The 23,578-nt window shown below is 72.6% G+C and carries 20 protein-coding genes; 11 read left to right on the forward strand and 9 right to left on the reverse strand.

Going from position 1 to position 23,578, the window contains the following annotated elements:
- Positions 1-290 precede the first annotated feature (290 nt).
- From ACGFZ2_RS26345 to ACGFZ2_RS26365, 5 genes are all read left to right on the forward strand, one after another.
- Positions 291-1,955: an ABC transporter substrate-binding protein gene (locus ACGFZ2_RS26345; RefSeq protein WP_393457866.1), complete on the forward strand. Its 1,665-nt coding sequence runs from the start codon at positions 291-293 to the stop codon at positions 1,953-1,955.
- A 77-nt stretch (positions 1,956-2,032) separates the two neighbouring features.
- Positions 2,033-3,037: an ABC transporter permease gene (locus ACGFZ2_RS26350; protein ID WP_393457869.1), complete on the forward strand. Its 1,005-nt coding sequence runs from the start codon at positions 2,033-2,035 to the stop codon at positions 3,035-3,037.
- Positions 3,034-4,002, forward strand: coding sequence for an ABC transporter permease (locus ACGFZ2_RS26355; RefSeq protein ID WP_393457872.1), 969 nt, complete (start codon positions 3,034-3,036; stop codon positions 4,000-4,002). The genes ACGFZ2_RS26350 and ACGFZ2_RS26355 overlap by 4 nt, the downstream gene beginning before the upstream one ends.
- A gap of 167 nt (positions 4,003-4,169) precedes the next feature.
- Complete coding sequence (locus ACGFZ2_RS26360; RefSeq protein ID WP_393457875.1) at positions 4,170-5,252, forward strand: ABC transporter ATP-binding protein; 1,083 nt, start codon at positions 4,170-4,172, stop codon at positions 5,250-5,252.
- Positions 5,249-6,352: an ABC transporter ATP-binding protein gene (locus ACGFZ2_RS26365; RefSeq protein WP_393457878.1), complete on the forward strand. Its 1,104-nt coding sequence runs from the start codon at positions 5,249-5,251 to the stop codon at positions 6,350-6,352. The genes ACGFZ2_RS26360 and ACGFZ2_RS26365 overlap by 4 nt, the downstream gene beginning before the upstream one ends.
- 46 nt (positions 6,353-6,398) lie before the next feature.
- Here ACGFZ2_RS26365 and ACGFZ2_RS26370 read toward each other — a convergent pair whose 3' ends face one another.
- On the reverse strand, positions 6,399-6,854 hold the full coding sequence (locus ACGFZ2_RS26370; protein WP_393457881.1) for a hypothetical protein: 456 nt from the start codon (positions 6,852-6,854) through the stop codon (positions 6,399-6,401).
- On the reverse strand, positions 6,836-7,498 hold the full coding sequence (locus ACGFZ2_RS26375; protein ID WP_393268500.1) for an HNH endonuclease family protein: 663 nt from the start codon (positions 7,496-7,498) through the stop codon (positions 6,836-6,838). Before ACGFZ2_RS26375 ends, ACGFZ2_RS26370 begins: the two co-directional genes overlap by 19 nt.
- A gap of 108 nt (positions 7,499-7,606) precedes the next feature.
- Here ACGFZ2_RS26375 and ACGFZ2_RS26380 point away from each other — a divergent pair, with 108 nt between their 5' ends.
- A complete protein-coding gene (locus ACGFZ2_RS26380) occupies positions 7,607-9,037 on the forward strand; it encodes an MFS transporter (RefSeq protein ID WP_393457884.1) in 1,431 nt (476 codons plus the stop codon).
- Between the two features lie 52 nt (positions 9,038-9,089).
- Here the strand turns inward: ACGFZ2_RS26380 and leuA are convergent, their stop codons facing one another.
- From leuA to ACGFZ2_RS26395, 3 genes are all read right to left on the reverse strand, one after another.
- Positions 9,090-10,841, reverse strand: a complete 1,752-nt coding sequence (gene leuA / locus ACGFZ2_RS26385; protein ID WP_393457887.1) for a 2-isopropylmalate synthase — start codon at positions 10,839-10,841, stop codon at positions 9,090-9,092.
- Positions 10,842-11,079: 238 nt separating this feature from the next.
- A complete protein-coding gene (locus tag ACGFZ2_RS26390; protein WP_393457890.1) occupies positions 11,080-11,631 on the reverse strand; it encodes a nitroreductase family protein in 552 nt (183 codons plus the stop codon).
- A gap of 85 nt (positions 11,632-11,716) precedes the next feature.
- Positions 11,717-12,607, reverse strand: a complete 891-nt coding sequence (locus tag ACGFZ2_RS26395) for a hypothetical protein (RefSeq protein ID WP_393457893.1) — start codon at positions 12,605-12,607, stop codon at positions 11,717-11,719.
- A 222-nt stretch (positions 12,608-12,829) separates the two neighbouring features.
- Between ACGFZ2_RS26395 and ACGFZ2_RS26400 the strand changes: the two genes are divergently transcribed.
- Together ACGFZ2_RS26400 and ACGFZ2_RS26405 are read left to right on the forward strand one after the other, a co-directional pair.
- Entirely contained in the window at positions 12,830-14,095 is a 1,266-nt protein-coding gene (locus tag ACGFZ2_RS26400; protein ID WP_357696047.1) for an aspartate kinase, read from the forward strand.
- A 5-nt stretch (positions 14,096-14,100) separates the two neighbouring features.
- On the forward strand, positions 14,101-15,162 hold the full coding sequence (locus ACGFZ2_RS26405; protein WP_393268490.1) for an aspartate-semialdehyde dehydrogenase: 1,062 nt from the start codon (positions 14,101-14,103) through the stop codon (positions 15,160-15,162).
- A gap of 160 nt (positions 15,163-15,322) precedes the next feature.
- Here the strand turns inward: ACGFZ2_RS26405 and ACGFZ2_RS26410 are convergent, their stop codons facing one another.
- Positions 15,323-16,744 carry a diguanylate cyclase gene (locus ACGFZ2_RS26410; protein ID WP_393457896.1) on the reverse strand — a complete coding sequence of 474 codons (1,422 nt, stop codon included), beginning with the start codon at positions 16,742-16,744 and terminating at the stop codon, positions 15,323-15,325.
- Positions 16,745-16,961: 217 nt separating this feature from the next.
- Here ACGFZ2_RS26410 and ACGFZ2_RS26415 point away from each other — a divergent pair, with 217 nt between their 5' ends.
- On the forward strand, positions 16,962-17,744 hold the full coding sequence (locus tag ACGFZ2_RS26415; protein WP_393457899.1) for a phosphodiesterase: 783 nt from the start codon (positions 16,962-16,964) through the stop codon (positions 17,742-17,744).
- 102 nt (positions 17,745-17,846) lie between these two features.
- Here the strand turns inward: ACGFZ2_RS26415 and ACGFZ2_RS26420 are convergent, their stop codons facing one another.
- Together ACGFZ2_RS26420 and ACGFZ2_RS26425 are read right to left on the reverse strand one after the other, a co-directional pair.
- Positions 17,847-18,476, reverse strand: a complete 630-nt coding sequence (locus tag ACGFZ2_RS26420; RefSeq protein ID WP_393457902.1) for a hypothetical protein — start codon at positions 18,474-18,476, stop codon at positions 17,847-17,849.
- Between the two features lie 90 nt (positions 18,477-18,566).
- Positions 18,567-19,361, reverse strand: coding sequence for an alpha/beta fold hydrolase (locus ACGFZ2_RS26425; protein WP_393457905.1), 795 nt, complete (start codon positions 19,359-19,361; stop codon positions 18,567-18,569).
- A gap of 310 nt (positions 19,362-19,671) precedes the next feature.
- Between ACGFZ2_RS26425 and ACGFZ2_RS26430 the strand changes: the two genes are divergently transcribed.
- Positions 19,672-21,384 (forward strand): bifunctional metallophosphatase/5'-nucleotidase, encoded by a 1,713-nt coding sequence (locus ACGFZ2_RS26430; protein WP_393457908.1) that lies wholly within the window; start codon positions 19,672-19,674, stop codon positions 21,382-21,384.
- A 70-nt stretch (positions 21,385-21,454) separates the two neighbouring features.
- On the opposite strand, the gene ACGFZ2_RS26435 is transcribed toward ACGFZ2_RS26430, so the two are convergent.
- A complete protein-coding gene (locus ACGFZ2_RS26435) occupies positions 21,455-22,738 on the reverse strand; it encodes an MFS transporter (protein WP_393457911.1) in 1,284 nt (427 codons plus the stop codon).
- A 162-nt stretch (positions 22,739-22,900) separates the two neighbouring features.
- Between ACGFZ2_RS26435 and ACGFZ2_RS26440 the strand changes: the two genes are divergently transcribed.
- The gene (locus ACGFZ2_RS26440) at positions 22,901-23,374 is read left to right on the forward strand and encodes a hypothetical protein (RefSeq protein ID WP_393457914.1); all 474 of its coding nucleotides are present in this window, start codon (positions 22,901-22,903) and stop codon (positions 23,372-23,374) included.
- Positions 23,375-23,578: the final 204 nt, after the last annotated feature.

Here is a 23,578-nt window from a genome sequence, read left to right on the forward strand (position 1 = left end):
CCGGATCCCGGTGCCGGCCACTGCCGTACGCGCTCGGACATCCACTGTGGGCTCTGACATGTGGACGAAGCGCGCGTCGATAGATGTAACAAATTTGCATCGGTCAACCTGGACATTTCGCCCCTTTGATGGCGGTCCGGCGCTGCCTCCGGGGCGGGACGCCTCGGTTAAGACACGATCCGGTACCAACCGCTTCGACGAAGGTTTCCCGGCGGTCCGAACGAAGGCTAAGGTCACGCCCATCGGTGACCCCTGTCACCACGTTGTCCGTACCCCCAAGGAGAAGCACCATGCGTGCATCCAGGCCGAAGGTCGCTATCGCGGCCGTCGCGGTCGCGGCCCTCGCGGTAGCAGGCTGCGCCGAGAGCGACCGCGGTGACAGTTCCGGCGGTAGCAAGAAGGACACCCTCGTCTTCGGCGTCGCCGGAGACCCGAAGGTGCTCGACCCGAGCTTCGCCAGCGACGGTGAGTCGCTGCGCGTCGCACGCAGCATCTTCGAGACGCTGGTCACGCCGGAGGAGGGGGGCACGAAGATCACCCCCGGTCTGGCCGAGTCCTGGACTCCGGACGCCGCCGGCACGACGTGGACCTTCAAGCTGCGTTCCGGCGTGAAGTTCCACGACGGCACCGACTTCAACGCCGAGGCGGTCTGCAAGAACTTCGACCGCTGGTACAACGCCAAGGGCCTCATGCAGAGCCCGGACGTGACGGCGTACTGGCAGGACGTCATGGGCGGCTTCGCCAAGAACGAGGACGCGGAGCTGCCGCCGAGCCTCTTCAAGTCCTGCACCGTCAAGGACGCCACCACTGTGGACCTGGCCTTCACCCGGGTCTCCAGCAAGATCCCGGCCGCGCTGATGCTGCCGTCGTTCTCCATCCACAGCCCGACGGCGCTGGAGAAGTACGACGCGAGCAACGTGGGCGGCACCGCCGATGACATCAAGTACCCGTCCTACGCGATGGAGCACCCGACCGGCACCGGCCCGTTCAAGTTCAAGTCCTGGGACGTCGCCAACAAGACGCTGACCATCGAGCGCAACGACGACTACGCCGGCGCCAAGGCCAAGCTGAAGACCATCATCTTCAAGACCATCTCGGACGAGAACGCGCGCAAGCAGGCGCTGCGCTCCGGCGACATCCAGGGCTACGACCTGGTCGGCCCGGCCGACGTCGAGCCGCTCAAGGGCGAGGGCTTCAACGTCCTGACCCGCCCGGCGTTCAACATCCTCTACCTGGCCATCAACCAGAAGGGGAACCCGAAGCTCGCCGACATCAAGGTCCGGCAGGCCATCGCGCACGCCCTGAACCGGCAGGCGCTGGTCGACTCGAAGCTGCCCCCGGGCGCCAAGGTCGCCGAGAACTTCATGCCGGACACGGTCGAGGGCTGGAACGGCGACGTCGTCAAGTACGACTACAACCCGGAGAAGGCCAAGCAGTTGCTGGCCGAGGCGGGCGCGACGAACCTGACCCTGCGGTTCCACTACCCGACCGAGGTCACCCGCCCGTACATGCCGAACCCGAAGGACATCTTCGAGCTGCTCTCGGCGGACCTCAAGGCGGTCGGCATCAACGTCCAGGGCATCCCGCTCAAGTGGAGCCCGGACTACCTCAACGCCACCACCTCCGGCAGCAAGCACGACATCCACTTCCTCGGCTGGACCGGTGACTACGGCGACGGCTACAACTTCATCGGCACCATGTTCGACCGGCCGAAGGACGAGTGGGGCTTCACCAACAAGGCCCTGTTCGACCAGTTCCAGGACGCCGACACCACCGCCGACCAGGCGGCTCGGGTGGAGAAGTACAAGGCCCTCAACAAGGCCATCATGGAGTTCCTGCCCGGCGTCCCGGTGTCGCACTCGCCGCCGGCGATCGTCTTCGGCAAGGACGTGACCGGGGTCAAGGCCAGCCCGCTCACCGACGAGCGGCTTGAAACGGCCGAGTTCAAGTCCTGACCTGACGCTCCGACCGCGGGCGGGCGCTGCTTCGACAGCGTCCGCCCGCGGCCCTCCGTACCCCCTTCGAGGCCGCCGTGTTCCGGTTCATCGTCAGACGCCTGCTACAGCTGATACCCACGCTGTTCGGGCTCTCCCTCCTGCTCTTCATCTGGCTCCGTCGACTGCCCGGCGGCCCCGAGACCGCCATCCTCGGCGAGCGCGGAACGCCCGAGATGCGTGCCGCGATCCGGCGCAACATGGGCCTCGACGAGCCGATCCTGGTGCAGTACGGCCGGTTCGTGCGGCGGCTGCTCCGCCTCGACCTCGGCACCTCGACCTCCACCAAGCGCGCGGTCACCACGGAGTTCCTGGAGCGCTTCCCGGGCACCGTCGAGCTGACCGTCATGGCGCTGGTGATCGCGATCGGGCTCGGCATTCCGCTCGGCTACCTGGCCGCCCGCCGTCGCGGCCGGATGCTCGACCACCTCTCGGTCGGCGGCTCGCTGATCGGCATCTGCATCCCCGTCTTCTTCCTGGCCTACGTACTCAAGGCGATCTTCTCGGAGAACCTCGGCTGGTTCCCGTCCAGCGGCCGGCAGGACCCGACGCTCGGCGCCACCCGGGTCACCAACTTCTTCGTCCTCGACGGCCTGATGACGCGGGAGTGGGACGCCGCCGCCGACGCGATCTGGCACCTCGTGCTGCCGGGCGTCGCGCTGGCCAGCATCCCGCTCGCGATCATCGTCCGGATCACCCGGGCCAGCGTGCTGGAGGTGCTCAACGAGGACTTCGTCCGCACCGCCGAGGCGAAGGGCCTCACCGAGTCGACCGTCCGCCGCCGGCACGTGCTGCGCAACGCGATGCTGCCGGTGGTCACCTCGATCGGCCTGCTCACCGGCGGCCTGCTCTCCGGCGCGGTGCTGACCGAGACCGTCTTCGCCTTCAGCGGCATCGGGGCGTTCATCTACGACGCCATCGGCCAGCGGGACTACCCGGTGCTGATGGGCTTCATCATGATCATCGCGGTGGTGTACGTGCTGGTGAACCTCCTGGTCGACCTCTCCTACAGCCTGATCGACCCGAGGGTGAGGGTCCGATGACGATCACCACCGGCAAGAAGAAGGAAAAGATCGACCGGCTCTCCGAGCTGGCCGCCCGGGACGACGAGCGCGGCGTCAGCCTCTGGCAGGAGGCGTTCCGCCGCCTGCGGCGCAACCCCGCGGCGATCATCGGCGCGGTCATCCTGGTGCTCTTCGTCCTGGTCGCGGTCGTCGGGCCGTTCTTCGTCCCGTACGGGCCGACGGACGCGATCGGCATCCGCGAGGGCCTGGTCAAGTCGGGCCAGGGCCTGATCCCGGGGGCCTCCGGAGACCACTGGCTCGGCTTCGACCACCAGGGCCGCGACGTGTTCAGCCGGATGGTCGTCGGCGCCCGGCAGACCCTGCTCGTCGGCGTGGTCTCCACGCTGATCGGTCTGGCGGTCGGCGCCCTGATCGGTGGGGTCGCCGGCGCGGCGGCCGGGCTGGGCGGCCGGTGGGGCCGGGCCGTCGACACCGCGCTCATGCGGGTCGTCGACATGATGCTGGCGCTGCCCAGCCTGCTGCTGGCGGTGAGCATCGCCGCCCTGCTCGGGGCGAGCCTGATCACCGTGATGATCGCGGTCGGCGTGGTCTCCGTGCCGGTCTTCGCCCGGCTGCTGCGCGGCTCGATGATCTCCCAGGCCAACAGCGACTACGTGCTGGCGGCCACTTCGCTGGGCGTGAAGAAGTCGAAGATCGCGATCACCCACGTGGTGCCGAACTCGCTCGCCCCGGTGATCGTGCAGGCCACGCTGACCCTGGCCACCGCGATCATCGAGGCCGCCGCGCTCTCCTTCCTCGGCCTCGGCAACCCCGACACGGCCGTGCCGGAGTGGGGCGTGATGCTCGCCGACGCGCAGCCGTACCTGGGCATCCGGCCGGGGCTGGCGATCTACCCGGCGGTCGCGATCATCATCACCGCGCTCGGCTTCACCCTGCTCGGTGAGGCGATGCGCGAGGCCCTCGACCCGAAGCTGCGGAAGTAGGTGCTCATGTGTGAAGCGCGAGGAGTGAGCTTGCGAGCCCCGCAGTCGCGAACGGAAGGTCGGCTGTGTGAAGCGCGAGGAGTGAGCTTGCGAGCCCCGCAGTCGCGAACGGTACGTCGGCTGTGTGAAGAGTTGCGAGCCCCGCAGTCGCGGACGGAGGGTCGGTAATGTCCCTGCTCGAAGTGGACGACCTCGCCGTCACCTTCGCCCGGCGCGGTCAGCGCACCGTGCACGCCGTGGACGGTGTCTCGTTCTCCGTCGACGCCGGCGAGGTGGTCGGCCTGGTCGGTGAGTCCGGCTGCGGCAAGAGCGTGACGTCGCTGGCGATCATGGGCCTGCTGCCCAAGCAGCCGGGCCTGCGCGTCGGCGGCAAGGCGGTCTTCGACGGCACCGACCTGCTCCAGCTCGACGACCGGTCCCGGCGGGACATCCGCGGCCGGGACGTCGCGATGATCTTCCAGGATCCGCTGTCCTCCCTGAACCCGGTCATCCCGATCGGGTTGCAGGTGACCGAGGTGCTCGCGCGGCACCGGGGGATGAGGGGGGCGGCGGCCGAGAAGGAGGCGGCGGCGCTGCTGGACCGGGTCGGCATCCCCGACCCGAGGCGGCGGTTGAAGGAATACCCGCACCAGCTCTCCGGCGGCATGCGGCAGCGCGCCCTCATCGCGATGGCGGTGGCCTGCAAGCCCCGGCTGCTGATCGCCGACGAGCCGACCACGGCGCTGGACGTCACCATTCAGGCGCAGATCCTGGAGCTGCTCAAGGAGTTGGTCCGCGACTCCGGCACCGCGCTCGTCATGATCACGCATGACCTGGGCGTGGTGGCCGGCATGTGCGACACCATCAACGTGCTCTACGCCGGCCGGGTGGTGGAGACGGCCCGCCGTCGTCCGCTGTTTCGCGAGCCCCGGCACCCGTACACCGTGGGGTTGCTCGGCTCGGTGCCCCGCCTGGACGCCGGACGCGGGGAGCGACTGAACCCGATCCCCGGCTCGGTCCGCGACGTGCTGCCCTGGCCGGACGGCTGTGCCTTCGCGCCGCGCTGCGCCCGGCGGGTCGACGAGTGCGTGGGGGAGCCGCCCGCGCTGGTGCACGCCCACGACGGGCGCAGCTACCGTTGCGTCAACCCGGCGCCGCTGCCCGGCACCGTGCCCCCGCGGGCCGCCGCCACCACCCCGGCGGCGGACGCTCCGGCGGCGGAGGCGACCGCGGGCCCGGTGCCCGCCCCGCGCGAGGAGGAGAAGCCGTGACCGAGAGCGACATCCTCGTCGAGGTCCGCGACCTGAAGGTGCACTTCCCGATCCGGCGGGGAGTGATCCTCGACCGGACGGTCGGGCACGTGAAGGCGGTCGACGGGGTCGACCTGCGCATCGCGCGCGGCCGGACGTACGGCCTGGTGGGCGAGTCCGGGTGCGGCAAGTCGACGCTCGGCCGGGCGCTGCTCCAGCTCACCCCGCCCACCGGCGGCGAGGTCGCCTTCGACGGCGTCGAACTGACGAAGCTGCCGGCGGGCAAGCTGCGGGCGATGCGCCGCCGGATGCAGATGATCTTCCAGGATCCGATGTCGAGCCTGGACCCCCGGCAGAACGTCGAGTCGATCCTCACCGAGGGATTGCAGACCCACGGCATCGGCGGCAACCGCGACGAGCGGCGGCGGATCATCAGCGAGACGCTGGACAAGGTCGGCCTGCCCCGCTGGGCGCTCTCCCGCTACCCGCACGAGTTCTCGGGCGGCCAGCGGCAGCGCATCGGCATCGCCCGGGCGCTGGTGCTCGGGCCCGACCTGATCGTCGCCGACGAGCCGGTCTCCGCGCTCGACGTGTCGATCCAGGCCCAGGTGGTGAACCTGCTCGACGAGCTCCAGGACAGCCTCGGCCTGACCTACCTGGTGATCGCGCACGACCTCGCCGTGGTGCGGCACATCTCCGACACGGTCGGCGTGATGTACCTCGGCGCGCTGGTCGAGGAGGCGCCGAGCGACCGGCTCTACACGGAACCGCTGCACCCCTACACGCGGGCGCTGATGTCGGCGGTGCCGGTGCCGGACCCGGACGTGGAGGACCGGCGGGAGCGCATCCTGCTCGCCGGCGACCTGCCCTCGCCGGCCAACCCGCCGGCGGGCTGCCGGTTCCACACCCGCTGCCCGTGGGCGCAGCCGACCCGCTGCGCCGACGAGCGGCCGGTGCTGCGGGAGATCGGCGGGAGCCGGGTCGCCTGCCACTTCGCGGAGCGGATCGCCAGCGGCGAGCTGCGCCCGCACAAGGTCAGCGTGCAGATCACCCGCCCGATGGGCGAGGGCGAGGAGCCGCACGCCGTCTCCGCCCCCAGCGAGCCCGGCTCGTACGTCTGACCCGCGGCGGACGCGGTCCCGCCGAGGGGCCGCGTCCGGCCGGTGGTCAGCCCTCGGGGCGGTGCAGCAGGGCGACGGCGATGCCGTGCACCGCGTCCAACCCGGCCGGATCAGCCAGCGCGACCCTGCCACCGGTGACCGTGTACCACTCGTCGGCGTCCTTGTACTGCACCGACAGCGTGACCTGGCCGTCGGCGTAGCCGGTGCGCAGGGTCAGCTCGCCGGTGACCACGCCGACCTCGTCGGTCATCACCCCGCCCGGGCCGGGCACGAGGTCGGCGGTGCGTTCCTGGGCGGCGGCCGACGCGCCGCCGGCGTCGGCGGCCATGCCCGCCCCCGGCACCGCGGTCTGCATGGCGGCCGTCCCGTCCGCCGTCATGCCGGCCGTGGTCGGCCCCGCGGGCGCGCTGCCGGCGGCCGCGGCCGCGTCCTCCCCGCCGGAGTCCGGCATCTGCTCGGGAGCGGGAGTCGCCCCGGCCCCGGTCACGGCTTGTTCGCCCATGTGCAGCCCTCCAACATGTCGGTCAGGGCGGCCTTCTCGGCGGTGGTCACCGTGAGCCGCCAGTGGTGCTTGACCGTCACCCAGTTCTCGGCGTACTGGCACCAGAACGACCGGTTCGCCGGTTTCCACTGGGACGGGTCCTGATCACCCTTTGCCCGGTTGGAGTTCTTGGAAACCGCGATGAGCTGCGGTCGGTCCATGTCGTTGGCGAAGTCGCCGCGCTTGGCGTCGTCCCACTCGTCGGCGCCGGAGCGCCACGCGTTCGCCAGCGGCACCATGTGGTCGATGTCCACGTCGGACGGATCGGTCAGGGCGCGGTCGTCGTACACGCTCTCCCACCGGCCGCCGACCACGTTGCAGCCGGAGAGCTCGATGTCCTCCCCGTCGCGCTTCAGCACGCTGTCCCGCACGTCGCAGTTCTTGCCGGTGTCCCGCCAGTGCGGGAAACGCTCCCGGCTGTAGCCCTTCATCGACCCCGCGCCGGCGACGCTGAGCTGGGCCAGCTTCTGCGCGGCGTTGCCGCCGCTGCTGCTGCTCGGCGGGGTGTCCGGCTCGTCGACGGGGACGCAGCCGGCCGCGCCGAGCGCCAGCGCCGCGGCCAGCGCGGCCGTCACCGCGACGCGCGGTCCTGATCTGGTACGCACAGACGACACCTCTCCAGCTTGCGGGCTCCCGGCGATCCCGCACAGTACCCGGGCATGGTTTCGGCGTTTCGTGGCGTCTCTCATATGGTGCGGGGAAGATTGGAGGCGATGACCGACTCCCCGCCCGCGCTCCGGCTGGGCACCGCCCACGGTCGGGGCACCCTGCTCGCCGCCGTCCTCGCCTCCGGCATGGTCTTTCTGGACGCCACGGTGGTCAATGTGGCGCTGCCCCGGCTCGGCGCGGAACTCGAGGCCACCGTCGCCGGTCTCCAGTGGACGGTCAATGGATACCTGTTGATGCTCGCCGCCTTCGTCCTGCTCGGCGGCGCGCTCGGCGACCGCTTCGGCCGGCGGCGGGTATTCCTGCTCGGAGTGGTCTGGTTCACCGCCGCCTCGCTGCTCTGCGGCCTGGCCCAGGGCACGGAGTGGCTGATCGCGGCCCGCTTCCTCCAGGGCGCCGGCGGCGCGCTGCTGACCCCGGGTTCGCTGTCGGTGCTCCAGGCCAGCTTCCACCCCGACGACCGGGGGCGGGCGATCGGCGCCTGGTCGGGGCTGTCCGGCGTCTCCACCGCGCTCGGCCCGTTCATCGGCGGCTGGCTGATCGACGCGCTCTCCTGGCGGTGGATCTTCTTCCTCAACCTGCCGCTGGCCGTGCTGGTGGTGCTCGCCGCGCTGCGCTGGGTGCCGGAGAGCCGGGACGAGGCCACCTCCCGCACCCGGGCGGCCGGCCGGCGCCGCCGCTTCGACGTGGCCGGCGCGCTGCTCGGCGCGCTCGCCCTGGCCGGCATCACGTACGCGCTGATCGACGCCCCGGCGCGCGGCTTCGACTCGGCGCCGGTGCTGGTCGCGGCGCTGCTCGGGGTGGCCGGCGCGGTGGCCTTCGTGCTCGTCGAGCGGCGCCGGGGCGACACCGCGATGCTGCCCACCGGGCTGTTCAGCAGCCAACTCTTCTCCGTGCTGAACGTCTTCACCGTGCTGGTCTACGCGGCGCTCGGCGGCTTCACCTTCTTCCTCGCCGTCTACCTGCAGAACGTGGTCGGCTGGTCGGCGCTGCTCACCGGAGTCGCGTTGCTGCCGATGACGGTGCTGCTGCTGGTCGGCTCGGCGCGGGCCGGCGCGCTGTCGGCGCGGATCGGGCCACGGCTGCCGCTGACCGTCGGGCCGGTGGTCGCCGCCGCCGGGCTGGTGCTGCTGCGGGGCGTCGACCCGGACGCGTCGTACTGGCGGGACGTGCTGCCCGGGGTGGGGCTCTTCGGGGTCGGGCTGACCCTGGTGGTGGCGCCGCTGACCGCGTCGGTGCTGGCGGCGGTCGACGACCGGTTCGCCGGCGTGGCGAGCGGCTTCAACAACGCCGCGTCCCGGGCCGGCGGACTGCTGGCGGTGGCCGCGCTCCCGCTGCTGGTCGGGCTCTCCGGCACCGGCTACGAGCAGGCGGGCGAGCTGACCGGCGCCTACCGGGACGCGATGCTCTGGTGCGCCGGCCTGCTGCTGGCCGGCGCGGCGTTGGCCGCCCTGCTCATCCACCGCCCGCGGCGTTAGGAAGGGCCCCCTGCTATGCACCAGGCGTTAACAGGGTGCCCTTCCTTACACCTCAGGCGCGGGCGCGGTTGACGGCGCTCGTCACGGCCTTGATCGAGGCGGTGACGATGTTGGCGTCGGTGCCTACGCCCCAGACCGTACGACCGTCGACCTCGCACTCCACGTACGCGGCGGCCTGCGCGTCCCCGCCGGAGGAGAGCGCGTGCTCGTGGTAGTCGAGCACCCGCACCGCCGCGCCCACCGACTGGAGCGCGTTGACGTACGCGTCGATCGGGCCGTTGCCGACCGCGGTCAGCGAGTGGGCCTCGCCGCCCAGGCCGACGCGGGCCTCGATCTCGACCTTGCCCTCGGGGGTGCCGATGGCGTAGCCGTCCAGGGTGAGCGCCGGGTCGGCCTGGTGGTCGAGCAGGTAGTGCCCCGCGAAGATCTCCCACATCGTGCCCGGGTCGACCTCGCCGCCGTCGTGGTCGGTGACCTGCTGGACCACGCCGGAGAACTCGATCTGGAGCCGGCGCGGCAGGTCGAGCTGGTGCTCGCTCTTCATGATGTACGCGACGCCGCCCTTGCCGGACTGCGAGTTGACCCGGATGACCGCCTCGTAGGTGCGGCCCAGGTCCTTCGGGTCGACTGGCAGGTAGGGCACCGCCCAGGTGAAGTTGTCGACGGGCACCCCGGCCGCCGCCGCGTCCGCGGTCAGGGCGTCGAAGCCCTTCTTGATCGCATCCTGGTGGGAGCCGGAGAAGGCGGTGTAGACCAGGTCGCCCGCGTACGGGTGGCGCTCGTGCACCGGGAGCTGGTTGCAGTACTCGACGGCCCGCTTCACCTCGTCGATGTGCGAGAAGTCGATCATCGGGTCGATGCCCTGGGAGAACAGGTTCAGGCCCAGCGTCACCAGGTCGACGTTGCCGGTGCGCTCGCCGTTGCCGAACAGGCAGCCCTCGACCCGGTCCGCGCCGGCCAGCAGGCCCAGCTCGGCGGCGGCCACGCCGGTGCCCCGGTCGTTGTGCGGGTGCAGGCTCAACACCAGGCTGTCCCGCCGGGGCAGGTGCCGGTGCATCCACTCGATCGAGTCGGCGTAGACGTTCGGCATCGCCATCTCGACGGTGGCGGGCAGGTTGACGATCAGCTTCCGGTCCGGCGTCGGGTCGACCACCTCGATGACCTTGGCGCAGACCTCCAGCGCGTACTCCAGCTCCGTGCCGGTGTACGACTCCGGCGAGTACTCGTAGTGGATGTCGGTGTCCGGGGTGTGGATCTCCGCGTACTTCTGGCAGAGCCGCGCGCCCTGGGTGGCGATGTCCGCGATGCCGTCGCGGTCCAGCCCGAAGACCACCCGGCGCTGGAGCGTGGAGGTCGAGTTGTAGAAGTGCACGATCGCGCGCCGTGCGCCGCGCAGCGACTCGAAGGTGCGGTCGATCAGGTGCTCCCGGCACTGGGTGAGCACCTGGATGGTGACGTCGGACGGGATCAGGTCCTGCTCGATCAGCTGCCGGACGAAGTCGTAGTCGGTCTGGCTGGCCGAGGGGAAGCCGACCTCGATCTCCTTGTAGCCCATCTGCACCAGGAGCTGGAACATCCGCCGCTTGCGCTCCGGCGACATCGGGTCGATGAGCGCCTGGTTGCCGTCGCGCAGGTCCACCGCGCACCAGCGCGGCGCGGTCTCGACGTGTCGGGTCGGCCAGGTGCGGTCCGGCAGGTCGATGCGGAACTGCTGCTGGTAGGGCTGGTAGCGGTGGTACGGCATCCCGCTGGGGCGCTGCCGGGCGAACGGATCGGTCTCCGCGTCGGTGACGGGTTGAGCCATGACGAAGTGCTCCCCTTGAACATGTGGCGTCAGCAATCGGAAGGTGTCGGCCAGGTGCCGGGGCGACGGTGCCCGGGCGGTGCCGATGGGAAGTTCGGATGTGCTGGACGGCGCGGTTCGACTCCGCGACGAGGTGCCGGCCTTCAGGCCTCGTCGCGGCGACCAAGGAGGAGGTACGCCCGCCACATGACCAGGTAACCCTACGTGGTGGGACGAGTCGCGGGAAGGACGGTCCGGACTATGAGACGTACTTCGCATTCCCGCTGGTCAGCACGATCTCGGCCAGAGGGAGGCGGCGACGCAGGCCGGTCTCCGATCCGAGCAGGTCGGCGGGCAGGCTGAGCGGGTCGCCGAGCTGCCCGACGGCCACCACCACGTGCGGCCGTACGCCGTCCGGCAGGTCGAGGTCGGCGGCCAGGCCGGCGCGGTCCAGGCCGCGCAGTTGGCGCACGTGCAGGCCGAGCGCCGTGGCCTGCACGGTGAGGTGGGCGATGGCCTGACCCAGGTCGTAGAGGTGCCCGGCGGCCCCGGTCAGGTGGGTGCCCAGCAGCAGGGCGGAGGCGCGCTGGGCCCACCGCTGGTCCGGCTCCGGCAGGTTCACCAGGATCCGCTTGAACATCTCGTCGTCGCGGTGCCCGAGGGCGAACCGCCACGGCTGGACGTTGCCGGCCGAGGGCGCCCAGCGGGCCGCCTCGATCAGCGCCGACGCGTGGTCGGCGGCCAGCTCCGCCGTCGGGTCGAAGGACCGGGGGCTCCAGCGGAACGCGAGCAGCGGGGTGAGGTCGACCATGCGACGAGTGTCCCGTACGGGCGGTTCGGAAGCTAAGGGTGGTATGTCCGAATGTGGCGAAAAGCACCCGTAACGTGCGGCTGGGTCAGAGCGTTCCCGCGCTCGGACTGTCGGTCGGCTCCGGCTCCGGCGCCGCCGTGCCGAGCGGCTCGCCGTCCACCACGGGACCGGCGAGCTGCACGGTCGCCGGGGCCGGCCCGGGCGGCCCGGCCAGGGTGAGCGTGCCGAACGCCGTGCGCACCGCGGTGGGCGTGCCGTCGGGGCCGTAGCAGTAGATGCCGACGTCCAGCGGGGCGTTGATCGAGGCCGAGGTGGTCTCCACCGAATAGCACGTACCCGACGCCCCGGGCAGGGGCTGGGCGGGTGACACGGCGAGCGGGGCCCGCCGGTCGGTCAGCACGTCCAGCCAGTCGGTGAACGGGTGCTGCACCCGGGGGTCCAGCCGGCGGGGCACCGCGTCGTCCCGGTCGCCGAGGCGTACGCAGTTCGCCGGCTCGGGCCGCGCGGCGGACGGCAGGGCGCACTGGAACAGCCCGTCGGCGGTGGCGGCGAGCGAGACGTCCGCGGTGCCGCCGAGCGCCCCGCCCGGGACGTCGACCCGCCAGGTGCCGTCGTTCGCGCTGGTCACCATGATCGTGCGGTCCGGGGCGTCCGGGCTGCGCAGCGTGTAGCCGGCGACCAGGTGCCGGTCCTGCGCCGCCGCGGCCAGCGCGGCCAGCGCGTCGCGCGCCGCGTCCATTCCCGCCGGGACGGGCGCCGATGTGGCGGGCGGTGGCGTGACCGGCTCGTCGGCGGTGCAGGCGACGAGGAGCGCCGGCAGGGCGAGCGCGAGCGGGCCGGCGAGGCGTCGGGCCGGCCGCGCCGGCGTGCGGAGGCCGGCGACGGGGGCCCGGGCCTCCTCGGCGGCGGCCTTCCCGGCCCGGGCGGACTGGCGATCGCGCCCGTGGGGGCCGGCCGGACTCAGGTGGGCGTGCACCGGGTCATTCTGCGGCCCGGGAACGCCGCGCGGGGACCCCTGCCGCCCCGTCCGCCCGGCGTGTCGCGCGCCACGCCCCCGCGTCGGCCGGGCCGGATCGTGGGATCACCTGACCCGACCGAGCCGGTCGACCGATACCCTGAAGGCGTCTGACACGCGCCGCCGGCCCCGACCGGCGGCGTCGGCACGCTCAGGGTCGTCGCTGGGAGGGAGTGCACCGTCGTGGCACTCGTGGTGCAGAAGTACGGCGGGTCCTCCGTCGCCAACGCCGAGCGGATCAAGCGCGTGGCCGAGCGCATCGTCGCCGCGCGCAAGGCCGGCGACGACGTCGTGGTGGTGGTCTCCGCCATGGGGGACACCACCGACGAGCTGCTCGACCTGGCCAACCAGGTCAGCCCGCTGCCGCCGGGCCGCGAGCTGGACATGCTGCTCACGGCCGGGGAGCGGATCTCCATGGCGCTGCTCGCCATGGCCATCCACAACCTGGGGTACGAGGCCCGCTCGTTCACCGGTTCGCAGGCCGGCGTGATCACCACGTCGGTGCACGGGCGGGCGCGGATCATCGACGTCACGCCGGGCCGGCTCAAGGGCGCGCTCGACGAGGGCGCGGTGGTGATCGTGGCCGGCTTCCAGGGCGTCTCCCAGGACACCAAGGACGTCACGACGCTGGGCCGGGGCGGTTCCGACACCACCGCCGTGGCGCTGGCCGCCGCCCTGCACGCGGACGTCTGCGAGATCTACACCGACGTCGACGGCATCTTCAGCGCCGACCCGCGGATCGTCCCCGACGCGCGGCACATCAAGCAGATCACCTACGAGGAGATGCTGGAGCTGGCCGCCTGCGGCGCCAAGGTCCTGCACCTGCGCAGCGTGGAGTACGCCCGCCGGGCGGGCTTGCCGATCCACGTCCGTTCGTCATACTCGACCAACACCGGCACGATGGTCACCGGATCGATGGAGGACCTTCCTGTGGAGCAAGCACTGATCACCGGGGTCGCCCACGACCGCAGCGAAGCCAAGATCACGATCGTGGGGGTGCCCGACGAGCCGGGCGCCGCCGCGCGGATCTTCGACACCGTGGCCGGTGCCGAGATCAACATCGACATGATCGTGCAGAACGTCTCCACCGAGGGCACCGGGCGCACGGACATCTCCTTCACCCTGCCCAAGACCGACGGCCCGACGGCCATGGCCGCGCTCAGCAAGATCCAGGAGTCGGTCAAGTTCAAGGGCCTGCTCTACGACGACCACGTCGGCAAGGTGTCGCTGATCGGGGCGGGCATGCGCTCGCACCCCGGCGTCGCGGCCGGCTTCTTCGCCGCCCTCGGCGCGGCCGGCGTGAACATCGAGATGATCTCCACCTCGGAGATCCGGGTCTCCGTGGTCTGCCGCGACACCGACCTGGACGCCGCCGTACGCGCCATCCACGAGGCGTTCGACCTCGGCGGCGACACCGAGGCCGTCGTCTACGCGGGGACGGGGCGGTAGCCCCCGTGCCGTCGCTGCCCACCCTGGCCGTGGTCGGAGCGACCGGTGCCGTCGGCACCGTGATGTGCGAGCTGCTCACCGGGCGGAAGAACGTCTGGGGAGAGATCCGGCTGCTCGCCTCCGAGCGCTCGGCCGGGCGGCGGGTGCGCTGCCGGGGCGAGGAGCTGACCGTCCGGGCACTGACCCCGGAGGCGTTCGACGGCGTCGACGTGGCGATGTTCGACGTGCCGGACGACGTCTCCGCGCGGTGGGCCCCGGTCGCGGTGAGCCGGGGCGCCGTCGCGGTGGACAACTCCGGCGCCTTCCGGATGGACCGCGACGTCCCGCTGGTGGTGCCGGAGATCAACCCCGAGCAGGTACGCAACCGGCCGAAGGGGATCATCGCCAACGCCAACTGCACCACCCTCGCGATGATCGTCGCGGTCGCCCCGCTGCACCGCGAGTACGGGCTGCGCGAGCTGGTGCTCGCCTCCTACCAGGCGGTCTCCGGCGCCGGTCAGGCCGGCGTGGACACCCTGCACACCCAGCTCACCAAGATCGCCGGTGACCGGGCCCTCGGCTCGCGCCCCGGCGACGTACGCCAGGCGGTCGGCGACGAGTTGGGCCCGTTCCCGGCGCCGCTGGCGCTCAACGTGGTGCCCTGGGCGGGCTCGCTGGCCGAGGCGGGCTGGTCGTCCGAGGAGATGAAGCTGCGCAACGAGTCGCGCAAGATCCTCGGGCTGCCCGACCTCAAGGTCTCGGCCACCTGCGTACGGGTGCCGGTGGTGACCGGCCACTCCGTCGCGGTGCACGCGGTCTTCGCCACCGAGGTGGACGCCGAGGGCGCCCGCGAGGTGCTGCGCAACGCCCCCGGGGTGATCCTGGTCGACGACCCGGGCGACGGCGAGTTCCCGATGCCGATCGACGCGGTCGGCACCGACCCGTCCTGGGTGGGCCGGATCCGCCGCGCCGTCGACGACCCGCGCGCCCTCGACTTCTTCGTCACCGGCGACAACCTGCGCAAGGGCGCGGCCCTCAACACCGCCCAGATCGCCGAACTCCTCGCCAAGGAACTAACCCCCCGCTAACCCCCTGCCCCCCTGACCCTCACCGCCCCCTCCCACCGCCGCTGACCCTCCGCGATCTTGCACTTTTGGCCCCGACAAAAGGGGTTAGAGGTGCATAACGACGGCACAAAGTGCAAGATCGCGGGTGCGGGTGCGGGTGCGGGTGCGGGTGCGGGGTGGGTTAGGCGGCGGCCAGGCGGACGCCGTCGCGGCCGTGTCGCTTCACCGCGTAGAGCGCCTGGTCGGCGCGGCGCAGGGTGAGTTCGGGGGGCTCGCCGGGGCGGGGCAGGGCCACCCCCACGCTGATCGTGCGGCCGATCTGCCGCGCCGCCTCGGTGAGACGCTCGGCGATCCGGACGGCCTCGTCGGGGCGGTTCACCTCGATCACCGCCACGAACTCGTCGCCGCCGATCCGGTACAGCTCGTCGCCGTGCCGCAGCGCCCCCTCCAGGGCCCGGGCCAGCCGGACCAGCACCCGGTCACCGGCCTGGTGGCCGTACGTGTCGTTGACGCTCTTGAAGCCGTCCACGTCGATCGCCAGCAGGGCCGTACGACCGGGGGTGGCCACGGCGATGCGTCGGCCGAACGGGCCGGTGTGGCGCAGCCCGGTCAGCGGGTCGGAGTTGGCCTGCTCGCGCAGCCGGGCGACGGTACGCAGCCGGTCCAGGCAGCTCCATGCCTGGCCGGCGAGCAGCTCCAGCAGGTTGACGGTGGTCGGGTCGGGGCGCACCAGCCGCTCGTCGGCGACCAGCAGCACCCCGCCGTCGCCGGGTGGGCCGACCGGCACCGCGACCAGGGTGCGCACCCCGGCCCGGGACAGCGGCCGGTGGTCGGGGACCGGCGGGTGCCCCGCCTCGCCGAGCGTGTACCCCACTCCGTGGTGGTGGGCGCGGCTGATCATCCGGCCCAGCGCGGCGGGGCCCGCCTCGGTCAGCTCCGCCCGGATCCGGGACTCGAACTCGCCGGGGGTGGCCGTGGGCGCGCCCAGCCGGGGCCCCTCCGGCCCGGCGAGCACCAGCACGGCGGCGGAGAGGGTGGAGACGTCCCGGGCCGCGGCGATCGCGGCGGCGAACAGGTCCCACTCCGTCGACGCGGAAGTCAGCGCGGTGGCGTGCCGGAGCAGCTTCTCGCTGCGGCTCTCGGCGGGCGGCCCGCCGAGAGCCACGATCCGGGCGCCGAGCCGGGCGGCCAGCCGCTCGGCGGTCTCCCCCCACCGGGCCAGGTCGGCCGGCCCGCGCCACTGGAGGTCCAGCACGCCGATCGGCCGCCCCGCCGGGTCCAGCACCGGTACGCAGACCTCGGCGGTGACGTCGGGGTGTACCGGGATGTAGTCGGGGTCGTCGGCGACGTCGGGCACCACGGCGGTCTCGCCGGAGGCGTACACCCGTCCGACGATCCCGGTCTTCGGCGGCACGGTCGAGAAGACCTGCCAGGAGCCGGTCGCCGCGACGCAGCGGAGCCGGTCGTGCACCTGGAGCAGGACGGAGATGGTGGCCGGCGCGTACCGGGCGAGCGCGGTGACGGTCCACTGGCACGCCTCCAGGGCGGTCGACGCCATGGGGAGGCGGACCGTCACGTCACGGATGACTCGCTCGTGATCCACTGGGCACGTCGTTCCAGGTTGGGAGGGGTGCCAGCCGGCGGGCGGGCCCGCACCAAGGGTACTCAGCGAGGCGTCGTACCGCCCGGGAGCAAGATCGTCAACGGCCTTCGTACACATGTGCTATCCACAGCCTGTGGACACGGCCTGTGGGTTCGGGCGGGCCGCGCGGCGGGGCTCGCGGCGATAGCGTGAGGGTCCCGGTCGAGTGGAGGCACGGATGCTCATCGCCCAGCTCAGTGATCCGCACGTGACCACCGGAGTGCTCGCCGCCGAACCGGCCGTCGGCCTGCACCGTGCCCTCGGCCGGGTGTTGGCGCTGAACCCCCGGCCGGAGTGCGTGGTCATCACCGGCGACCTCGTCGACCACGGCCGCCCCGACGAGTACGCCGCGCTGCGCGAGATCATCGGCCGGTTCCCGCTGCCGGTGCACCTGGTCGCCGGCAACCACGACGACCGGGAGTCGCTCCTCGACACCTTCGGTGGCACGCCGTGGCTCGGCGGCGGTTTCTCGGCCTACTACCACGTCGACCACCCCGAGGCGACGATCGTGGTGCTGGATTCGCTGATGCCGGCCGGCGACGGCGCCGGCTGCCTCGGCGAGGACCAGCTCGGCTGGCTGGACGGGGTGCTGGCCGGCCGGCCGGAGGTGCCGGCCGTGGTCTGCCTGCACCACCCGCCGGCGCCGGTCGGCATCCCCGCCGCCGACGACACCCGGCTGACCGACGGGGACGCGCTGGCCGAGGTGATCGCCCGGCACCCGCACGTCGCCCGGGTGGTCGCCGGGCACGTCCACCGCCCGGTCACGGTGACCTTCGCCGGCACGGTGCTCACCACCGCGCCCAGCACCTGGCGGCAGAGCACGCTCACCATGAGCGCCGACGAGCAGATCGGCTGGGTCACCGAGCCGACCGGCTTCCTGCTGCACCGGGTCGCCCGGGGCGGCTGCGTCACCCACCTGGTGCAGGTCAGCCACGCCGCCGGCAAGACCTGCGGATTCTGACCCCGGGCGCTGACCGCCGGGCCGGACCGGGTGCCGGGCTGGCCGGCGCACCGTCTCTCCCTCGGGCCGGACAACTCGGCGGACCAGGGCCCTCGGGGCTGGTCAGGCCGCCGTCGGCGTGCGGGTGCCGTCGTCGCCGGACAGGGCCGCTTCGTCGGACGCCCGGCGGGGAGAGGCGCGGCGGAACCGGGCCCAACGGGCGCGGACCATCTCGTGGAGCCGGTTGGACCACGCGCCGAGCAGCAGCAGGAGCATGGCCGCTCCGACGGCCCAGGCCAGCTTGTCGGCGGTCGTGCGGATGCCGGGGAGCATGACCGCCAGGGCGAGGGCGGACACCCCCGGGAAGATCACCCCCATGGCGAGCGCCTGCGCCACGTGCCCGTCGTGCTTGCGTCGCCAGTAGAAGGCCTCCCAGCCGAAGAGGCTGGGCTCGCCGGTGTAGCGCGCGATGGCGGGGCGCAACACCTGCTCAAGGTAGTGACCGGCGATGCGGATGTCCCGGTACTGGGAGACGACGCTCAGCCCCAGGGCGGTGCTGAGCACCGGCAGGAGCAGGAACATCCGGAGGTCTGCCTTCTCCGAGAGGACGAAGCCGGCGACCGCCGCGACCGCGGTCAGGTTCGCCCCGACGAGCGCCTGGTTGTGGTTGGCCTTGCGCTCGATCGTCGTCCGGATCGCCGCCGCGTCCGCCAGGGCCGCCTCGAGGGCCCGGTTCTTCTGCTCCTCCGACACCCTGCCTCCTCCGGCGCTCACGCACTCCGGTGTATCAGCGGCCGTCAATAGCGGCCGGCATCCCGCTGCCGTCGGTGAGGCGGACGGGCGTCAGCGGAGAAGGACGTCGCGCAGCACCGGGGCGAGCGCCTCGGCCGGCACCTCGTGGTAGCCGCCGTCGAGGCTGACGTGGCGGGCACCCGGAATCGCCTCGGCCGCCGCGCGGGCACCGTCGCGCAACCACTGCGGGCTGCCCGTGCTGTCCACCACCACGGTGGGGACGGTGATCGTGGCCAGGCGGTCGACCGGCGGCACGCCGCCGGCGCTGATCAGCGTGTCGTACGGGAGGGTGTGCGCCAGCGACTCCAGGTGGGGCCACACCGGCTCGCCGCGCATCCCGGCCACCGCCTCGGCGGGCAGCCCCACCGCGTGGAGCATGAACGCCTCGACCGCACCGCCCCGGTCGCCGGCGGCGATCAGCTCGGCCGTCCGGGCCGAGACGTCCGGCCGGGGGCCGGTCTGCGGGCCGACCTGGAACGGCGGCTCGAACAGGGCGAGCCCGCCGACCGGCAGCCCGTGCGCCGTGGCGAGCGCGGCGAGGATCGCGCCGGACGAGACGCCGTAGAGGTGCGCCGTGCCGCCGACCGCGGCGACCAGCGCCGCGATGTCCTCGATCTCCCGGTCGACCGCGTAGGGCGCGGTGTCGCCGCTGTCGCCCCGGCCGCGCCGGTCGTAGCCGACGACGGAGAAGTCCGGCGCGAGCGCCCCGGCCAGCGCCCGGGTGGTCGACCGGTCGTTGAAGGCGCCGCCGACCAGGATGATCGCTGGCCCGTCGCCCGCGCGCTCGTACGCGATCCGGGTGCCGTCGGCCGACCGCACCGTCTCCACCGCCAAGCCCCCGCTCATCCGCTCATCCTTCCCGTCGTACGCCGTCCGTCCGGTCCTTTCTAGACCAGCCCACCGACAACCGCGACGACCGGCCATCACCGGCCCGGCATGTCGGAAACGCCCGTCCAGACGTCCCCCGATCGGAGACGTATCCCCAGGTCTGCGGGGCCCGCCCCGGTCGACCGGCGGCGACCGGCGATGAGAGGCTGTCCCCGACGCGGCGGCGGTCCCCCACCGCCGCCACCGCGACCGAACGCCGCCGACGGCGCGGGCCCGACCGGCGTCACCATCGCCCGGGCGCCCGCGCCGGCTTCTCACGAGGAGTTCCATGTCCATCCCCGGGATGCGTCGGGCCGCCATCGGCCTGACCGCGCTCGCCGTGACCGCGTTCGGCGCGGTCACGACCACCCCCGACCAGGCGGACGCCGGCCCGAAGCCGGTCGCCGTCAAGCTGCTCGCCCTCAACGACTTCCACGGCAACCTCGAACCGCCGACCGGCACCACCAACGGCACCATCGCCGGGCAGCCCGCCGGCGGGGCCGAATACCTCGCCACCCAGCTCGCCGAGCTGCGCAAGCGCGCCGTCGAGGAGGAGAACACCATCACCGTGGCGGCCGGCGACCTGATCGGCGCCTCCCCGCTGCTCTCCGCCGCGTTCCACGACGAGCCGACCATCGAGGCGCTGTCGCTGGCCGGGCTCGACTACGCCAGCGTCGGCAACCACGAGTTCGACGAGGGCGCCGACGAGCTGCTGCGCATCCAGAACGGCGGCTGCCACCCCGTCGACGGCTGCGCCGACGGCACCCCGTACGAGGGCGCCGGGTTCCAGTACCTGTCGGCCAACGCGTTCAGGACCGCCACCGGCCAGCCGCTGCTCGCCCCGTACGCCATCCACAAGGTGCAGGGCGTCAAGGTCGGCTTCATCGGCATGACGCTGGAGGGCACCCCGCAGATCGTCAGCCCGCAGGGCGTCGCCGGCCTGACCTTCGCCGACGAGGCGCAGACCGCCAACCGGTACGCCCGCGAGTTGCGTGCCAAGGGCGTCGAGACCATCGTCGTGCTGCTGCACGAGGGCGGCACCCAGGACGCCACCGGCGGCATCAACGACTGCAAGGGCATCTCCGGCCCCATCGTGGACATCGCCAACCGGATGGACCCGTCGATCGACGTCGTCGTCAGCGGCCACACCCACCAGGCGTACAACTGCGACATCAACGGCAAGCTGGTCACCAGCGCCAGCTCCTTCGGCCGCCTGGTCACCGACATCGACCTCGCCATCGACCGGCGCACCGGTGACGTCATCACCGCCAAGGCCGAGAACGTGGTGGTCAACCGGGACGTCGACAGGGACCCGGCGCAGACCGACCTGATCAACCGCTACAAGACCGTGCTCGGCCCGGTGGCCGGCCGCGAGGTCGGCCAGACCACCACGGCGATCAAGAAGACCCAGGAGACCCTCTTCGGTACGACCCTGGGTGAGTCCCCGATGGGCAACCTGATCGCCGACGCGCAACTCGCCGCCACCGACGACGAGCAGGGCGCGGTCGCCGCCTTCATGAACCCCGGTGGTGTACGCGCCGACCTCGACGCCGGCCCGGTCACCTACGAGGAGGCCTTCACGGTGCAGCCGTTCGGCAACAACCTCGTGACGCTCGACCTCACCGGCGCGCAGCTCTACTGCATGCTGGAGCAGCAGTTCGTCACCGGCCGGACGCTCTACCCGTCGTCGACCGTCCGGTACGTCGTCGACCCGGCCGGCACCACCGGCACCGTGGCGGACCCGTGCGCGGGCACCCGGGTGGTCCGGGGCAGCCTCAGCTTCGGCGGCGTGGCGGTCGACGCCGGTGCCACCTACCGGGTCACGGTGAACAACTTCCTCTCCGGCGGCGGCGACGGCTTCAGCGTCCTCACCGGCGGCAAGAACGTGGCCACCGGGATGATCGACCTGGACGCGTTCGTGGCGTACCTGACCGCCGAGTCCCCGGTCTCGGCGCCGGCGCTGGACCGCATCCGCACCACCGCGGAGGTCCCCGCCGCCTGAGGCGACGTGCGCACCCGACGGGCCCCGGAGCACCTGCTCCGGGGCCCGTCTCCGCTGCGCCCCGTGGCGGTCAGACGTGGGCGGGGGCCGGCTCGGCGGCCGGCGGGGCAGCCGGCACGCGGCCGTCCTGGACCGCCGTGAGCAGCGGGCGCAGGGAGAGCGCGAGCAGCGAGGCCACCAGGCAGCCGCCGACCACCACCGCGACCCAGATCCGGCCGTCGGCCGCCCCGATCAGGGGACCCGCCGTCACCGGGCCGATCACCCCGCTGATGCCGAAGATCATCGAACTCATGGCGTTGTAACGCCCGCGCAGCTCGTCCGTGGCGAGCGCGTTGGTCAGCGCGGGCATCACCGGCGACAACAGCGTCTCGCCGAAGCCGAAGATGGCCGAACAGGCCACCACGCCGAGGGCGGCGAGCAGCGCGTTGCCCGGACCGACCTGGCCGGCGGCGCCGAGGACCAGCCAGGCGGTCGCGAAGACGGCGCCCACCACGGCCAGCCCGCCCGTCCGGCTGCGCCCCTCCATCCGGCGGATGACCAACAGCTGGGCGAGCACGATCATCACCGTGTTGCCGGCCAACGCCCAGGCCACCACGCGCGGCGTCACCTCCACCACCCGCACGGCGTACGCGGCGAAGCCCACCTCGATCTGCGCGTACCCGCAGGTGGTCAGGACCAGGCCGAAGACGACCAGCCGGCGGAACGGCCGGTCCCGCAGCACGGTGAGGTAGCCGCCGGCCGACGGACGGTCCCCGGTCGGCCCGGCGGCGAGCCGGTGGCCCACCCGGGGCAGGCTCAGCAGGATCAGCGCGGGCATCAGGTAGCTGACCGCGTCGAGCACGTAGATCGCCTGGAAGGTGACCGGGCGGGCGGTGTCGACGATCGCGCCGGAGATCAGGCCGCCGATGCCGATGCCGAGGTTGAGCAGGGCGAAGTTCAGCCCGTAGACCCGCTGCCGCTCGTCGTCGTCGGTGAGCGAGGCGAGGATGGTGTTCTGCCCGGACCAGATGGCCGAGCTGCCGATCGCGATCAGCGTGATCACCACGAAGGCCGAGGCGGTCGAGTCGACCAGCGCCAGCGAGCCGGTGCCGACCGCCTCGACGAGCAGGCACGGTATGACGACCCGACGCGCGCCGAAGCGGTCGATGAGCGTGCCGCCGAGCGGTGACAGGGCCAGGGTGACGGCGCCGTACCAGCCGATCACCAGGCCGGCGCGGGCGTCGGTGAGGCCGCGGACGTCGGTCAGGTAGATGAACAGGAACGGCAGGGTGAGGCCGCGCCCGACCGCCGACAGCAGGGTGCCGACGAGGATCCGCCGGGCTTCCGGACGGCGGGGCAGGGCACGACTGAGCATGCCGCGATTCTGTGCGCCGGGTACGACGACGGGCGAGCCGTTTACGACCCGCCCCGCGCGGCCCGCCGCCGTCCGGTGACCAAGGACACGTCCGCGCCGACCGGCCCGCGCCGTCGTGCCGGGGCCGGCTCGCTGTCGGGCCCGTCTGCGATGCTGGCCGGGATGACCACGACCTGGCGACACCTGCCCGCACCGGCCCGCGAGATCGCCACCGCCGCCGCCGACGCGGTCGCCGCCGCGCGCGAACGCGACCCCGAGGCGTACGACGTCTCGGTGGCCCGGCTCGCCGTGGCCGAACGGTCCGGCCTGGTCCTCGGCGCGGTCGTCCGGCTGCTGCTTGAGGAGGGCCACCCGGACGGCCTGGACGGCGACGACGTGCGGCAGGTGCTCGAACGCTGCGTCCGGGGCGCGGCGCGGTGGCGGCCCGACGTCGACCCGCACGTGGTGCTCGTCCTGCTGGCGGGTGCCCTGGGCGTCTACGACCCGGACGGCGACGAATCCCCACCCGACCCGCCGGCCGTGGCGCGGCACGCCCCGCTGCTCGTGGCCGACCTGCTCGCCGCGACCGGCCGGCCGTTCGACGGCTACCTGACCGCCGCGTTCGCCGAGATCGCCCGCACCGAACGCCACGACTGAGCGCGTCCGAGTGCCGCCGAGGCGCCATCGCCCGAGCCGGATCGGAGCACTGTCGCCGAATGCACCAGAGGGCATGTCCGCTGAGCGGACATGCCCTCTGACCTCTGGTCGGGGTGGCCGGATTCGAACCGACGACCTCTTCGTCCCGAACTGCCGGCGGGCCGGTTGGATCTGGTGTCGTCCGAGGTCATCCGGCCTGCTGAC

It is taken from the genome of Micromonospora sp. NPDC048063 (genome assembly GCF_043202855.1).
Classification (GTDB): Bacteria; Actinomycetota; Actinomycetes; order Mycobacteriales; family Micromonosporaceae; genus Micromonospora.